Raw genomic sequence first — 15,979 nt, 5'->3', positions numbered from 1 at the left:
ACTATTTCGCCTCCCTTTTCTGAAACCAACGTGCAGTGAGGAAACTGATTAATGCAAACCATGCTAAAGCAATTACAATGCCCGGAACTATAACCGCCATGCTTAATAACGGGCTACCCTCAGGCACTGGCAGACCATTTGGTAAAATTTCTAGTATTGGACAAATTAGTCTTGCTGTAATGGCGTAAGGAACACTATACCAAAAATCCTCATTCGCAAATGCGATCATACCAGCAATATTGCCGACTAAATTTATGAAAATAGCCATATAAGTTCCTAATTTTGCCGCAAGGAATAGACAAAGTGGAATTTGCCATAAAAACGTGACGAAAATTAATAAACTACCCGTCAGACTATTTATGAAAGAATAGCTATTGCCAAAAAGTATTCCACCAGCAGTAATACCTGTAAAGAAAATAAGTGTAATTAATAACAGCCAGGCACTACATGCAAGTATTTTGCCAAACCAAATCTTCTTCAGATCAATCGGCATTGCGAGAATACTATGGTATTTCAATTTAGCATCTTTTTCGATCACCGATACACAACAAATCGTCAGTGCACCCGGCAGGAGCATTGTATACCACCAATTATAAGCGCCACTTTGAAAAAAACTTCCCCCCATTAATAATGCAGGTAGTAAGATCGCCACAATGGGCGCTAGCCAAACTAATTTAGGAATAAAAGTCTTTTTCCACTTTAATCTTTCAGCCTTCATAATTGATATCATGTTACATACCTGCCTTTCTATTGGCAGACACAACTTGCATAAATAATGATTCTAATTCCTGACCTTTAGGGGCAACTCCCTGATAACCTATTTTCCCTCCCGCGATGATGCCAATTTCATCAACGACCAGCTCTACCTCTGACAGGATATGGCTAGATAAAATAACCGTAATACCTTGCTCTGGAAAAGAGCGAATCAGCTTCCGAAGCTCTTGAATGCCAATTGGATCGAGACCATTTGTCGGCTCATCAAGAATTAAAAGCTTTGGATAGTTTAATAGCGCAATAGCTATTCCTAGGCGCTGTTTCATCCCTAATGAAAACTGTCCAGCTCGTTTCTTTCCTGTATTAGTTAAGTCAACAATTCTTAATACTTCATCAATACGTGACTGTGGCAATCCGAGAGCAATCGTTCGAACCTTGAGATTTTCTCTTGCCGTTAAATTTTCATAAAGCGGTGGTGTTTCAATTAATACACCCATGTCTTTTAAATCATTACGATTCCATTCACGTCCATTAAAAAGTATCTTTCCTGCATTCGGACGCAGCATACCTGTTATCATTTTTAACGTTGTTGATTTCCCAGCACCGTTAGGACCTAGTAAACCGTAAACAGTATTGCGAGGTATCGTTAACGACAAGTCCTCTACAATTTTTTGCCCCTTAAAGCTTTTACTAAGATTTTCTGTTTGTAAAATAATATCTTCCATCTGATAATCATCTCCCTTTCGATGATTATAGTGTAGAAAATGATTATAAGGATTTTATAAGGATAGCGAAATTTTTTTTGTGGATGGTCACTATGAAAGTCAATTTGGTCTGCAAAACGAGGGGTTGATTTCCGTTCCGACTGAGCGCTTTCCTGGGGGCGTCCGATGAGCCGCTTCGCTTCGCTGCAGGGTCTCGGGCCAACACGATGTTGGTCACGAAGGCGTTATCACAGGATGTGATGGTTTTAGCCTTCGTTCCTCTATTGCTGATCCCCGAGGAGTCGCTCAGTCTCCACTCCAATCAACCACTTCACGGAGTATGTATTTACTCATTACGAAACTTCAGCAAGATTTTTAATGTGCGAAAGCGAAGCGGCAGCAGCAATGTTTTAACATCTTAATTTCATTAACATAATAGTCTTTTAAAAACACGAAAAGCATTTGGAAGTATTCCAAATGCTTTTTTCATGCAATATAAAATTTGATTTACATAAATTCTTTCACTAATTTATTAAAATCATTTTCGCTCATATTAATATCAATATCCGTTAATGGTAGCTCTGAGTAGCCTTGTACTTTTTCTTGATAGGAAGCTGTTTCAGTATCTTGATAAATAATACCTGTTACTAAACCTTCATGCTCCATCACTGTACGCATTGCCATAGCACGGTCAGAATTGTCGTAGCCTTCGATATCAGCAAGCTTCGTTAAGTTTTCTTTGAACCAATCATACGTATTCACTTTGTTATACGTAACACAAGGTGAGAATACGTTGATGAATGAGAAGCCTTTATGATTAATGCCCGCTTCAATTAAAGCTGTTAACTCTTTAATATCTGTTGAGAAGCCTTGTGCCACAAATGTAGCTCCACTAGTTAAAGCAACTTCTAACGGTTTTAATGAAGGTTCAATCGCACCACCTGGCGTAGATTTTGTAATAAATCCTGCAGCAGAACGTGGAGATGTTTGCCCTTTTGTTAAACCATAAATTTGGTTATCCATAACAACGTACGTGATGTCAATATTACGACGGATGGAATGGATTGTATGACCCATACCAATCGCAAAGCCATCCCCGTCACCGCCAGAAGCAATAACGTTTAAATCACGGTTAGCCATTTTCAAACCTTGCGCAATTGGTAATGCACGGCCATGAATACCGTGGAAACCGTAAGAATTAATGTACCCTGAAATACGACCAGAACAGCCGATCCCAGAGATGACAGCTAATTCGTTTGGTTCAATACCAACATTAGCCGCGGCGCGCTGAATCGCTGCTTGTACAGAGAAGTCACCACAGCCTGGGCACCAGTTTGGTTTCACTGTATTACGAAAATCCTTAAATGTTGCCATTAGCGAGTCAACTCCTTCACACGATTTTCTAATTCACCTGGCAAGAATGGTGTACCATTATATTTTGTGATCGTCTCGATTTTATCGTGACCACCGATATTCATCTTCATAATATTTGCTAACTGACCTGTGTAGTTATTTTCTACAACGATTACTTTTTTCGCTTTTGCTACAAGTGGTGCCACTTCAGCAGATGGGAATGGGTGAATTAAACGAATATGTGCATGATTCACCTTCATACCTTGAGCATTTAATCGTTCTTGTACTTCTTCAATAGCTCCACGTGTTGAGTTAAAGCCGACTAATAAAATATCCGCTTCTTCGTGTGGCGTATTTGAAAATACTGGATTATCAAATTTCAATGCCGCTAGCTTGCGGAAACGTTTATCCATTTGTACTTGACGGTTACCAGATGCTTCAGATGGCTTACCTGTTTCATCGTGCTCAACCCCTGTTACATGGTGAATACCGTTTAATGCACCCGGTAGCACACGCGGTGAAATACCGTCTTCCGTATTCTCATAACGTTTGAAGTATGCTTTATCAGCCGCTGCTTCAATATCATCAGTAACAATTTTACCGCGGCGAATTTCTATTTTATTGTAATCGAATGGCTCGACAGATTGTTTCCCTAAAGATAATTGCAAGTCAGTCATTAAAATAACTGGTAATTGTAATTCCTCCGCAATGTTAAACGCTTGGATTGTGTCAAAGAATGCTTCCTCCATTGTAGAAGGTGCAATCACTACTTTAGGAATTTCACCATGCGTACCATATAACATCGCCATTAAATCTGATTGCTCTTGTTTTGTTGGTAACCCTGTTGACGGACCACCACGTTGTGTGTCAACAACTACTAGTGGCTGCTCTGTCATACCTGAAAGACCAATTGCTTCCATCATTAATGAAAGACCAGGACCAGCTGAAGCTGTAAAGGCACGAACCCCACCAAAGTTTGCCCCAATTGCCATTGTCGCTGCAGCAATTTCGTCTTCTGTTTGAATAACCGTACCACCGAAATTCGGTAATTTTTTTATAAGGTATTCCATAATCTCAGAAGCCGGTGTAATTGGGTAAGCTGCCATTAAGCGTGTCCCAGCTGCAAGTGCACCAAGTGCTATTGCATCGTTCCCAATCATGAACATACGGCGTTTACCATCTGCTGGTACTAAAGCCCATTCACCTACACGATCGCCTAAAAGCTCATTCATTAATTCACGGCCGCGTGTAATGGCTTCCATGTTTTTCTGAACAACTTCTTCACCTTTTTTACCAAAAATATCGTCTACAACATTTTGGAACACTTCGTCCTCTAAATTTAGCAATGAAGCTGTTGCCCCGATTGCCACCATATTTTTCATCAACGAAGTGCCAAGCTCTGCAGCCACTTCTGTAAAAGGTACCGCAAATAATGGTGCTTTTGAATCTTCTGGCTTCACTGGATCAAATTTTGAATCCGCTAAAATAATGCCACTTTCTGTTAACTCTTTATAATTGACATCGATTGTTTCTTGATCGAACGCTACTAAAATATCTAAATCATCCGCAATTGAACGTACTTCTGTTGGACGAACTGTAATTTTATTATTGGTATGGCCACCTTTAATTCGAGAAGAGAAATGACGATAACCGTATAGGAAGTATCCTAAACGATTCATTGCCGTTGAGAAGATTTCCCCTGTACTTTCAATCCCTTCACCCTGTTGCCCACCGACTTTCCATGAAAGCTGATGTAACATGTCAACAACTCCTTAGATCCAATGTATATACTATTATTTTTCCTTCATAAGTTTAACACGAAGAAACGGTCTGCACTATTGTTATTACGCGATTTCAGCGAAATTCAGACCTTTGACTGAAAACGTCGTTCATAAAGTTGTAATTATCAAATCACTTAAGTTTAAAAAATTAACTTGTTGATTTCAAGTGACATTTAACATGTTAGTATGTAGAGCATGAGGGATTCTCTTCCTGATATCCTTATTGTCTATATAAACGCAAAAATGCCTTGCAGCTTATTATGTGCAAGGCATTTTACTTCATAACTTTTTTATCGAGTACGTTTTTCTACAAGAAGCTTTAAAGCTGTACGTTCCTCACCAGCAATTAAAATATCGGCAAACGCCGGTGCGCAAATTAAATCTGTGCCACTTGGCGCTACAAATCCGCGTGCAATGGCCACTGCTTTCACGGCTTGGTTAAGTGCACCTGCCCCAACTGCCTGCATTTCTGCTTGCCCTTTTTCTCTGATTACCGCGACTAATGCACCTGCAACTGAATTTGGATTAGAGCGTGACGATACTTTTAATGAATCCACAATTATTCCTCCCCGTTTCGCGAATAGTGTTTACGCTCAACAACTCATGTCCCCCTTTTGGACCCTAAGTTATTGTCGATAGGTCATTTTATGCTCGGCGAGAAGGAAATAGACTACTTTCATTTCTTATATATTGAAATAAACTAAAAAGACTGAAAATTTATACTAGAAAATTACTTTGTCAATGAAATAAAGGTGCCCTTTTAAATAACTTGGGCTCCTTTGCAAAACGAGGGGATGATTTCCGTTCCAGGCTACTCGCTTTGTTGCTGTCGCTACGCTTTCGCACAGATAAAACATTTGCCGCTGACGCTTCGCTTTCGCGCAGAGCAGAGCTTCCTGTGGGCGAGCGTCGAGCCGCTTCCTCCGCTAATGGAACGAAGGCTAAATGCGTCACGTCCTGTGACAATGCCTTCGTGACCAACATCATGTTGGCCTCAGGGTCTCGCCTGTCTCGCTATCCCACGGGAGTCGGGTAGCCTTCCACTACAATCAACAATAGTGTAGAACTTTTATAAAATTTAAGTATTTCAAAAGTGAACCTAAATGGTTACTCTCTTCAGAATAGAAACTTATAACAGTTAAGACGATTAAATACAAGCAAAGTGAAGAGGTTGATTGGAGTGGAGACTGGGCGACTCCTCGGGGATTAGCGTCACAGGTGAGACCCTAGAGCGAGCAAAGCGAGTGAAGCGGCCCATCGGACGCGCCCAGTCGGAGCGGAAATCAACCCCTCGTTTTGCCGAAGCGTCATATTTTATTATGATGCTTTAATTTCATTGAATTAACAAATTTTCAAAACAAAAAACTATTGTGCATTTTTTTATACACAATAGTTTCTCTTCTTATGCTTGGAACGGGTAATCTTCGTTTATATAAACTCGCTCACAATGACGAGCTTTTCCTGTTTTATCATCAATGTCTACAAAGAAACCACTTAACACATCGCGTCCTTTTTTAGGCACTTCAAAACGAGATGGCATATTTGTTTGGAATTTATAAATGACACTTTCCTTTGTCATCCCTAAAATTTCATCGTATGGACCTGTCATACCAACGTCCGTAATATAGGCTGTTCCATTTGGGTAAATACGTGCATCAGCTGTTTGCACATGTGTATGTGTACCAACGACTGCCGAGGCCTTTCCATCTAAGTGCCATCCAAGGGCAATTTTTTCACTTGTCGCTTCTGCATGAAAATCCACGAATACAAGCGGTGACGTTTTATGTGCTTCTTCGATTAATTGCTCTGCCATCGCAAACGGATCCTCATGAGGAGGTAAAAATACTCGTCCATGTAAATTAATAACGGATAGCGTTACACCGTTTTTAGAAATTTGCACCATACCTTTACCTGGGGCATCACTTGAAAAGTTTGCAGGGCGTATTAAATAATCTGCATCATCTATAAAATCAAAAATATCTTTATTATCCCAAGTATGATTACCCATCGTAATAACATCTACACCCATTTGCAATAGGTCATTATAAATATTACGTGTAATTCCACGTCCTGCTGCTGCATTTTCACCATTGGCAATAACAACATCTGTGTTATATTTTTTCTTTAAGCGTGGTAAATATTTTTCCACTGCATCTCGGCCGATTGAACCTACAATATCACCTATAAATAAAACTTTCATTTTTCAAGACCACACTTTCTTTAATTAGCATCTTTTAGTTTACCACCTAATCCTAGTAAATCGCAAAATAAAACGCAAGCCTCTTTGAGTTTGCGTTTTGTACAGGCTTATTTCATTGTGATTGTAACGATGCAAGGACATAATATTTTTATAATTTACGATTATGATCAAAGCTAATATTTTAATGAAGAGCCGTTTTTTATTTGATTAATCGCCTTCAAAACGATTACAACATCTTCTCATATACTATTTTGGGGTGATTTTAGATGAAGAGGTTGAGGTCATCTCCTACATATTTTGATATTCCCCATTAATAATTTGCTCCCACCATTCTTTGTTTTCCATGTACCATTGAATCGTTTGAGCAATTCCAGTTTCAAAAGTATATATCGGTTGCCAACCTAATTGTTCTAATTTTGTTGCATTAATTGCATATCGCTTATCATGTCCTAAACGGTCTGCTACAAACTCTATTAATGCTTCTGATTTTCCTAATGTACGAATTATAGTTTTAACTACTTCTAAATTCGTACGTTCATTATGCCCACCAACATTATATACTTCTCCATTTACACCTTCATGTAAAACTAAATCAATGGCAGCACAATGATCAAACACGTGTAACCAATCACGAATGTTTTGACCATCACCATATATAGGAACCTTTTCTTCATTTAATATACGCGTAATCGTTAAAGGAATTAATTTTTCTGGGAAGTGATAAGGCCCATAATTGTTAGAACATCGTGTAATATTAATAGGCACTCCATAAGTATGGTGATACGCTTGTACTAAAAAATCAGAGGAAGCTTTACTTGCACTATATGGACTTTTTGGTTGTAACGGTGTTTCTTCAGTAAAAAAAGTTGTTGGATCAAAATCCAATTCACCGTATACTTCATCTGTAGAGACATGAACAAATTTACTAATTCCTACTTGTCGTGCAGCATTCAATAACACCTGTGTTCCTTGTACATTCGTAGAGACAAATATCGCAGGATTTGTAATGGAACGATCTACATGACTTTCAGCTGCAAAATGCACAACATAATCAAACTTTTCTTTCTCAAATAAAGAAATAATTACATCATAATCTACAATATCTGCTTTAACAAAATGATAATTCCCCATTTTTTCTATATCACGGTGTTTCGTTAAATCACCTGCATATGTTAATACATCTACATTATAAATTGCATACTCAGGGTACTTTTTAACCATGTATTGAACAAAGTTTCCACCAATAAACCCTGCTCCACCAGTAACCAAAATTTTTTTCTTTGCCATCTGTCTCACCTCTATTAAACGTATTCGACTGAAATAAAAAAACTCTACATTGTCACATGAGAGTTGTTTAAAGAATGAGAAACTTCAACCAAATATTTACCATACTCTGTCTTCAGTAGAGGTTGCGCAAGATCTAATAACTGTTTCTTTGATATATATCCTCTTCTGAATGCTATTTCTTCAATGCAAGCAATATATAGCCCTTGCCTTTTTTGTATAGCCTCTACAAAGTTTGACGCCTCAAGTAATGACTCATGAGTACCTGTATCTAACCACGCCAAGCCTCTACCTGTAAGCTCTACTTTTAGTTCACCTCTTTGCAGATATACATCTATAATGGATGTAATTTCTACTTCACCTCGTGCTGAAGGCTTTACGCTTTTTGCGATATCTACTACTTTATTATCAAAAAAATACAACCCTGGGACTGCGTAGGAGGATTTAGGGAATTCCGGTTTTTCTTCTATTGATATAGCATTCATGTGCTCATCTACCTCTACTACACCGTAGGCCCTTGGATCATTCACATAACATCCAAAAATAATGCCTCCGGTCGATAAAGACGCTGCTTCGATTAAGCGATTACTCAAATTAGAACCATAAAATATGTTATCGCCTAGAACTAATGCAACTGATGAATCACCTATAAACCCTTCTCCAATTATAAAAGCCTCCGCAAGACCATTAGGATTTTCTTGTACAGCGTATTCAAAGTTCATCCCTAACTTACAGCCATCTCCTAAAAGTTCTTTGAATCCTCCGATATCTCTAGAAGTAGAAATTATCAGTATTTCTTTTATGCCCGCAAGCATTAATACGGATAGCGGATAATAAATCATCGGTTTATCATAAATAGGTAACATTTGTTTAGAAACAGATTTCGTCAGGGGATAAAGTCGAGTACCTGAACCTCCAGCTAAAATAATACCTTTCATCTGATATTCACCTCTTCATCTAGGTCTTTAATAATCCAACGAATTCGTCCGACATCTTCTAGACTTACATAGGTTGGGGTAGCTAAGATCTTTTTCAATGCTTTATTTATCCAATCAATTCCTGACTTTCTAGCATATTTTTAATGATGTTTATATCGTTAAACATCATTACATCAATGATTGAAAGACCTGGCATAAAATTATTTCTAAATTGCTTGTAAGGAGTTAGTATTGGATGAATGAATTTAATGTCCAAGTCATTATCTTTATATTTTTGTCGATTATAAAATTCTTTACCACCAATGGCATTTATATATTCGGTAGCATTCAATGCTTTACCTACCTCAATGCCCCATTCATCGGCTGCGTCGGCACTGTCAATATGGGGGAATCTTTGCGATAAAATGGTTATATTTGTATCTATATTCAATAGTGTGCATGTTTTCTTTAGAAGAAATGTATTAAATTCACTTAAATTACTGTTACAATTTAGTAAACATGAATTCAAGAAATCTAAAACATTATTATAGTACGGAGCATTTTTATAATATAATAATTGGTGAAAAATTTTCTCTTGCCAATTCGTATTATTATTTATGATGATATCTTTAATTTTAGTTTCTCTAGGGGCTTTACTTACAGGGACAGTCACAAAAGAACTTTCTTTATGGTCATTTAATATTCTATTTCTATTCATCCAGCTTCTTCTAACATATTGAGCATTATCAAAAACAACAAATTCATCTACTGAATTGATGAGTTGGTAATAACCTAAATACGGAAAAAAATAAGGTTGCATGAGCGCTACTTTCATTCTTAACATTCCTTCCAAGGATTTAATGAAAACTAGTAGCTTTAGCTTTTATAATTCCGCAGACTCTATCAATTTCTTCTAGCTTTAAATCTGCGTAAAGCGGAAGCGTTAAGACTCTTTCTGCTATATATTTGGCAACAGGTGTCTCTTCAGGAGAAAACCTTTCTTGATAGCATTCCAAACTATTTGTTAAAGGATAAAAATACTTTCGAGAGAAAATATTTTCATTCTTTAATGCGGCATGAACTTCATCTCGGGTAAGTTGAAACCCATCAAATACAACAGGAAAGTATGCATAATTACTTTTCACACCAATCTGAGCCTGAGATAGTTTAATCCCTTTAATATCACGCAGGTTTTCCAAATATCGCTCAAATACTGCCTTCCTTTTAGCAATCTCCTGATCTACATTTCGGAGGTTACATAGGCCCATGGCCGCCTGAAATTCATTCATCTTAGCATTCCCACCAACATAATCTACGGTTTCTTGTCCAGTAATACCGAAGTTTTTATAAGCATTTAATACATTTTCTAAACTAGAATCCTTGAAAGTTAACGCTCCACCTTCAATTGTATTGAAAACTTTTGTAGCATGGAAACTGAACATAGAAGCATCGCCGAAGTTTGCTACCCCTTCACCATCGAAAGAAACCCCGAAAGCATGGGCGGCATCATATATAACCTTAAGATTATATTTTTTTGCTATTCTATCAATTTCATGTACATTACAAATATTTCCGTAAACATGAACCGGTATAATAGCCGATGTTTTATCTGTTATCAAACTCTCTAGCATGTCCGTTTGTATCGTGTAATCATAGGGATTTATATCACAGAAAATCGGTTTCAACCCATTTCTTACAATTGCATGTGTTGTAGACGCAAAAGTAAAGGGAGTAGTAATCACTTCCCCTGTTAATTGAAAAGCTTTGATGGCGTTCTCTAAAGCTAAATGTCCATTTGTAAATAATGTTATATTCGGAGTTTGTAAATACCGTTTCAACTCAAATTCTAATTGTTGATGTTTGACCCCCATATTCGTTAACCAATGACTATCCCATAACTCTCTAATCATTTCTGTATATTCTTCAAAACTAGGCATTGATGTTTGTGTTACGTGAATTGGTTTCATAGGCTCATCCTTCTTAAATTTAGATATTTTTCATTAACTATTCAACGATGACCTTCACCCAGTTTGTTATATTATCCATTTTCTCTAACATTTCTGTCATCGATGAAAATTTTAAGACCATTGTCCCCACTTTCTCGTTTGAACCTGTATAAGCAGAAACAGATTCATCTATATTTGTAGTGACTTCATATTCAACAACATTTTTTCTTAAAAATTCATCATCAATTTCAACCCCTTTAAAAATCCCACTTTTCTGACTATTAATTAAATAAGAGGACCAATATCCTTTTGGTTCGATCATCGTTAAATCACTACAGTCTTCACCTAATGCAGCTTTAATCGAGAATTCAATCATATCTACACCAGTTGCATATTTTGTGACATCAGGAATCAAATGACCACCATTTCGGGCACCCATGTCTAAAAAATAAACATTTTCCAAGTCGTCAACTTGTATGTCAAAATTATAGGCTCCAGTTTTCATTTGAAGTTTCTTTAATAATCGTTGTATTTCCTCATGAATCTTTTGTTGTATATGCACCGGCATATTGCATGGCCAACTCGGACCTATTGGCACAAATGGATTTACAGGATTTAATGATTCAGATACAAAATGACCATTGGCAAAACAGCTAAATACCAGTTTGCCATTTACAGAAAAGACATCTCCTTCAACCTGATAACCAATATGTTCAATATATTCTTCCATAATAAAACGTTTGTCTTTTGAAAATTTTAGTGCATTTTCAATGGCCTCTTGAAGAAGGTCTATTGTACTTATTTTCGAAACCCCCCTACTGGCAGATGAGTCTACTGGTTTTATCATCACAGGCATTGTAAAATGATGAAAATCTGTTTTCGCCTGTTCAAGTGTATGATAGCCTTGTGCCCTGGGAACTTTAAAATTATTCGCTTGTAGAAATGCCCTGAATTGATCTTTATGAGAAACGATTTCTACAGAATCATATGGATTTGACATCAATCCTAACTTCTCTGCAACATAGGCGACTGTCGGTGCCGCTGCATCTGCCGCAAAACAAATGATCCCATCAACTTTTAATGATTTTGCTAAAGCTAAGACGGCTTCTTTATCGGAATAATCGATATTGTAATACGCATGCGCATACTGGTGTCCTGGGTTATGTTCTGAATAGTCACACGCAATTACAAAACACCCCATTTCTTTTGCTTTTTTTATAGCTGGAATTTGAGAGTAATCTCCACCGAGCACTAATAGTTTTTTCATCTTGTTCCCCCCTCTTTAATTACTGTCTGATTTTCCCTCCCATAACTTCGAGTACTGCTAGATGTTTAGCCTTGGCTAGTACTTATCAAAGTTTCTTCAACAATGACATTGACCCATTTCGGCATATTATCCATCTTATCTAACATTTCGCCCTTTGAAGAAAATTCCATTATCATTGTCCCTAGCTTATTGTTAGATCCTGTAAAAGCATGGATAGCTTCACCTGGATTTACTAGTATTTCATATTCAACTATATTATTTTTCATAATTTCATCATCAATCACAACTTCTTTAAATATTCCGCTTTTATGACTATTTACTACATAACAAGACCAATACCCCTCGGGGTCGATCATCGATAAATCACTACAATTTCCACCTAATGCTGCATTAATTGTATATTCAATCATGTCAATGCCCGTTGCATATTTTATTACTTGAGGAATCCAATCACCACCATTACGAGCGGCTATTTCTATAAGATATACATTTTCTTTATCATCAACCAAAATATCAAAATTGTAAGCACCTGTTTTCATATTTAGCAAGTTCAATACCCTTTGAATTTCATCATGTATTTTATTTTGTATATGTTCAGGCATATTGCATTGCCAACTAGAACCTATTGGGACAAATGGATTTATAGGGTTTGAATGGAAATGCTCATTTGAGAAACTTCGAAAAACTAGTCTACCATTTACAGAAAATCCATCTCCTCCAACTTGGTATCCATTTTTTTTAATATACTCTTCTACAATAAAACGTTTGGCTCTTGAAAAGCTTAAAGCATACTCCGCTTTTTCTTGAAGAAGTTCTATTGTGTCTATTTTCGATACGCCTCTACTTCCTGAGGAATCCACCGGCTTCACCATTACTGGCATTTTATATTGATGAAAGTCTGCTTTCGCTTCTTCCAGTGAGTCATATCCTTTAGCTTTTGGTACATTAAAATTATTTTCTTTTAGAAATTCTTTAAACATATCCTTATTAGACAGAATTTCCACAGATTTAAATGGATGTGACGATAACCCCAACTTTTCAGCAACAAAGGCTGCTGTAGGTGCTCCAGCTTCCGACTCATAGCTAACTATGCCATCAATTTTTAGTGATTTTGCTAAGGATAAAACAGCTTCTTTATCAGTAATACTGACATTGTGATACTCGTGAGCATATTTACGTCCTGGATTTCCTATTAAATAATCACAAATTATTACATAGTGGCCCATTTCTTTAGCCGCTTTAATTGCTGGAACTTGAGAGTGAGCCCCCCCAAGCATTAATAGTTTCTTCACTTTATTACACCTCATTATTTTCTATTAATTTTGTGTTCTTTTTACTTCCTAACATATCTTTCAAAGTCAATACTAGATAAGTAAAACATTCTAATTTAAATAGTTTTGCTAATACAACATAAAAAACTATTCCCACAAATATTTGAATAATGATTGTTAATACAGCTGTCATAGCGTACAGTTTTATAGAGAAAACTACCAATCCCATTACTAAAGATAGAAGTAAAGATGGCATTATATCCTTCCACTGCTCTTGAATACTATAATTAAGCAATATCAGGTTTGGGTAAGCATTAATAAAAGTGGATAAGAATCCAGTAATTACTACACCTAAAGCCATTACATGAACACCAAACGGTATTGTGATTCCTAAGATTGCAAGCCCTAGTATTTTTTTTACTATTTCCAACTTCAAAAAAATGTCACTACGACCTAAAGCATTAATAGCTTGCAAGTTTACTGTATGAATCGGCCATAGTGCATAAGCAGCACAAAATATTTGTAAATAAGGTACAGTAGGTAACCATTTATCTGTCAATAAAAGCTTAACTAATGGCTCAGCAATCACTGCGAGACCAACCATCATCGGAAAGATAATAAATGAACTTGTAACGATTGATCTCCTTACCATTTCTTTTACTCTTGATCTATTCTCTTGTTGAGATGCTAAAGCCGGAAACATTACTGATTGCATTGAGCCATTTATGTTACTTACAAGTAAATTAGGGAATTGTTCTCCTCTACTGTAAAAACCTACTATTGATGGGCTGAACATTTTACCAATTAAGAGACTTCTTATATTGGTATCCATTGTATCTATCAACGAAGATACCATCAGCTTCCATCCGAATGAAAATAAACTTCTTGCTCTTACAATTGAAAAAATTAATTTCGGCCTCCATTTTACTGTGAACCATAAAATTGCCGTAACTAAAAACTGATTTGTTAATTGTTGTCCAACCAAGGCCCACACACCATAATTAGCGTATGCCATTACTATACCGATAATACCTGATACTACCACTGAACCTAGGCTGCTAAAAAATAATTTTTTAAACTGCATATTTCGCGCAATAACGGCATTCTGGATTGAATTAATAGATCCAAAAAACAAAGTTAGGGATAAAATTCTTAGAACAAGTGTTAGCTGTAGTTGATCAAAAAATGTAGCTATCAAAGGGGCCATAAAAAAAAGAATGACATACAGCACTGTAGCTACTACTAGATTTAAGAAAAAAATCGTGGAAAAATCGACTTCATCCGCATCTTTTTTCTGAATTAACGCTGTATTAAATCCACTTTGAACAAATACTCCAGCTAGTGTGATAAAGACTGCTACTAGTACGATTAAACCAAAATCTTCTGGAAGAAGAAGACGAGCCAATAAGATCATTACTACAAATTGAATACCTTGTGTCCCGCCACGTTCCATGAGTTTCCAGAAGAGTGAAGAAAGGATATTAGATTTTGTTACCCCGCTCACCCTACCAGCTTCTTTCTTGTTAATCTAAGAAACTTTGAGATACTTGGCCAATACTGATCCATAAAAATAATAGTCTTTCTTTTAAACGCTAATTTTGAATATATATTTCTTAATTCCCCTTGTTTTGCTTCCTTGAACTTCCTTAATGCTAATAATAGAAATAACTGATCTCTATTTTTTTTCTTAGTAATAGCATCTTCATATTGACAGTTTGTATATTGATTTATTTCATCAAGCATCTGTGCAATCTTATGCGTGTGAATAATCTTGTCTTCATTATTGGAAAGTTCTCTCATTGTCCATGACTCTGTATCTCCTACTCTATACGCAGACATAAATTCATCGATATAAAATACTGTACCTAATAGTGATAAATTTATTACTAAAGGATAATCTCCAACAGGAGATATCTCAAAAAAACTTGGTCTTTTTTTATCCAATTCTGCTCGATAAAACATCGAATTAGTAAGAAAAAGACCTCCTCCGCCTTCAATCACTTCTGCAACCGTAAAAACTTTATTTCCTTTATTAGGACGATTATGGGATATTAGTTTTTTTTCTGATGCGGTCACTACATTACCGCCATGTACGCATAAGCTACATTCAGGATGCATTTCCATATAATCTACCTGTTTTTGCAATTTATATGGATCGGTCCAATAATCATCGCCCTCACATACTGCTATATATTTTCCCAATGGCCTTTCAATATTAAAAGTATCTACTGAAACTCCCTTTGAATACTGATTTTCTACTTGATAGATTGGTTTTATCAAATCTGGATATCGCTTCTCATATTCTCTAATTATGTCTGCTGTCCTATCTGTTGAGGCATCGTCATGTATTAATATTTCAAACTTAAAATTTGTAATTTGCATTAAAAAGCTATCAATCGCTTCCGCGATATATTTTTCATGATTATAAGTTATACAGTCAATGCTCACCAAAATATTATCTATTCTCGACACTCCCTCTATAAATGTTGTTGTATCAACATTTGACCCTTTTTTGTAGCTCAAGCCGCTCTATTTGAAGTTT

14 protein-coding genes are annotated in these 15,979 nt (G+C 36.4%); all 14 read right to left on the bottom strand.

Annotation, left to right across the window (positions count from 1 at the left end):
* Window position 1: 1 nt before the first annotated feature.
* The gene (locus ACQKMI_RS09225; RefSeq protein WP_427488244.1) at window positions 2-730 is read right to left on the bottom strand and encodes a lantibiotic immunity ABC transporter MutE/EpiE family permease subunit; all 729 of its coding nucleotides are present in this window, start codon (window positions 728-730) and stop codon (window positions 2-4) included.
* A gap of 1 nt (window position 731) precedes the next feature.
* Window positions 732-1,439: a lantibiotic protection ABC transporter ATP-binding protein gene (locus ACQKMI_RS09220; RefSeq protein ID WP_427488243.1), complete on the bottom strand. Its 708-nt coding sequence runs from the start codon at window positions 1,437-1,439 to the stop codon at window positions 732-734.
* 486 nt (window positions 1,440-1,925) lie between these two features.
* Window positions 1,926-2,792 (bottom strand): 2-oxoacid:ferredoxin oxidoreductase subunit beta, encoded by an 867-nt coding sequence (locus ACQKMI_RS09215; RefSeq protein ID WP_427488242.1) that lies wholly within the window; start codon window positions 2,790-2,792, stop codon window positions 1,926-1,928.
* Window positions 2,792-4,531: a 2-oxoacid:acceptor oxidoreductase subunit alpha gene (locus ACQKMI_RS09210; RefSeq protein WP_427488241.1), complete on the bottom strand. Its 1,740-nt coding sequence runs from the start codon at window positions 4,529-4,531 to the stop codon at window positions 2,792-2,794. The genes ACQKMI_RS09215 and ACQKMI_RS09210 overlap by 1 nt, the downstream gene beginning before the upstream one ends.
* Before the next feature lie 311 nt (window positions 4,532-4,842).
* Window positions 4,843-5,109 (bottom strand): stage V sporulation protein S, encoded by a 267-nt coding sequence (locus ACQKMI_RS09205; protein WP_053594284.1) that lies wholly within the window; start codon window positions 5,107-5,109, stop codon window positions 4,843-4,845.
* Between the two features lie 845 nt (window positions 5,110-5,954).
* Window positions 5,955-6,752: a TIGR00282 family metallophosphoesterase gene (locus ACQKMI_RS09200; RefSeq protein ID WP_427414879.1), complete on the bottom strand. Its 798-nt coding sequence runs from the start codon at window positions 6,750-6,752 to the stop codon at window positions 5,955-5,957.
* A 288-nt stretch (window positions 6,753-7,040) separates the two neighbouring features.
* On the bottom strand, window positions 7,041-8,039 hold the full coding sequence (gene rfbB, locus ACQKMI_RS09195) for a dTDP-glucose 4,6-dehydratase (protein WP_427488240.1): 999 nt from the start codon (window positions 8,037-8,039) through the stop codon (window positions 7,041-7,043).
* Window positions 8,040-8,083: 44 nt separating this feature from the next.
* A complete protein-coding gene (rfbA, locus tag ACQKMI_RS09190; protein WP_427488239.1) occupies window positions 8,084-8,974 on the bottom strand; it encodes a glucose-1-phosphate thymidylyltransferase RfbA in 891 nt (296 codons plus the stop codon).
* A 106-nt stretch (window positions 8,975-9,080) separates the two neighbouring features.
* Complete coding sequence (locus tag ACQKMI_RS09185; RefSeq protein WP_427488433.1) at window positions 9,081-9,797, bottom strand: WbqC family protein; 717 nt, start codon at window positions 9,795-9,797, stop codon at window positions 9,081-9,083.
* A 13-nt stretch (window positions 9,798-9,810) separates the two neighbouring features.
* A complete protein-coding gene (locus tag ACQKMI_RS09180) occupies window positions 9,811-10,920 on the bottom strand; it encodes a DegT/DnrJ/EryC1/StrS family aminotransferase (RefSeq protein ID WP_427488238.1) in 1,110 nt (369 codons plus the stop codon).
* Window positions 10,921-10,957: 37 nt separating this feature from the next.
* Window positions 10,958-12,166, bottom strand: a complete 1,209-nt coding sequence (locus ACQKMI_RS09175) for an ATP-grasp domain-containing protein (protein ID WP_427488237.1) — start codon at window positions 12,164-12,166, stop codon at window positions 10,958-10,960.
* 65 nt (window positions 12,167-12,231) lie between these two features.
* Complete coding sequence (locus ACQKMI_RS09170; RefSeq protein WP_427488236.1) at window positions 12,232-13,458, bottom strand: ATP-grasp domain-containing protein; 1,227 nt, start codon at window positions 13,456-13,458, stop codon at window positions 12,232-12,234.
* Window positions 13,459-13,462: 4 nt separating this feature from the next.
* Window positions 13,463-14,941 (bottom strand): lipopolysaccharide biosynthesis protein, encoded by a 1,479-nt coding sequence (locus ACQKMI_RS09165; protein ID WP_427488235.1) that lies wholly within the window; start codon window positions 14,939-14,941, stop codon window positions 13,463-13,465.
* Window positions 14,938-15,960 carry a glycosyltransferase family 2 protein gene (locus ACQKMI_RS09160; RefSeq protein WP_427488234.1) on the bottom strand — a complete coding sequence of 341 codons (1,023 nt, stop codon included), beginning with the start codon at window positions 15,958-15,960 and terminating at the stop codon, window positions 14,938-14,940. Before ACQKMI_RS09160 ends, ACQKMI_RS09165 begins: the two co-directional genes overlap by 4 nt.
* Between the last annotated feature and the right edge of the window lie 19 nt (window positions 15,961-15,979).

This window comes from Lysinibacillus sp. NPDC097214 (assembly GCF_050277945.1).
Lineage (GTDB): Bacteria > Bacillota > Bacilli > Bacillales_A > Planococcaceae > Lysinibacillus > Lysinibacillus xylanilyticus_B.
The sequence above is the reverse complement of the archived record's forward strand: the minus strand, read 5'-3'. Positions and strand labels throughout refer to the sequence as shown.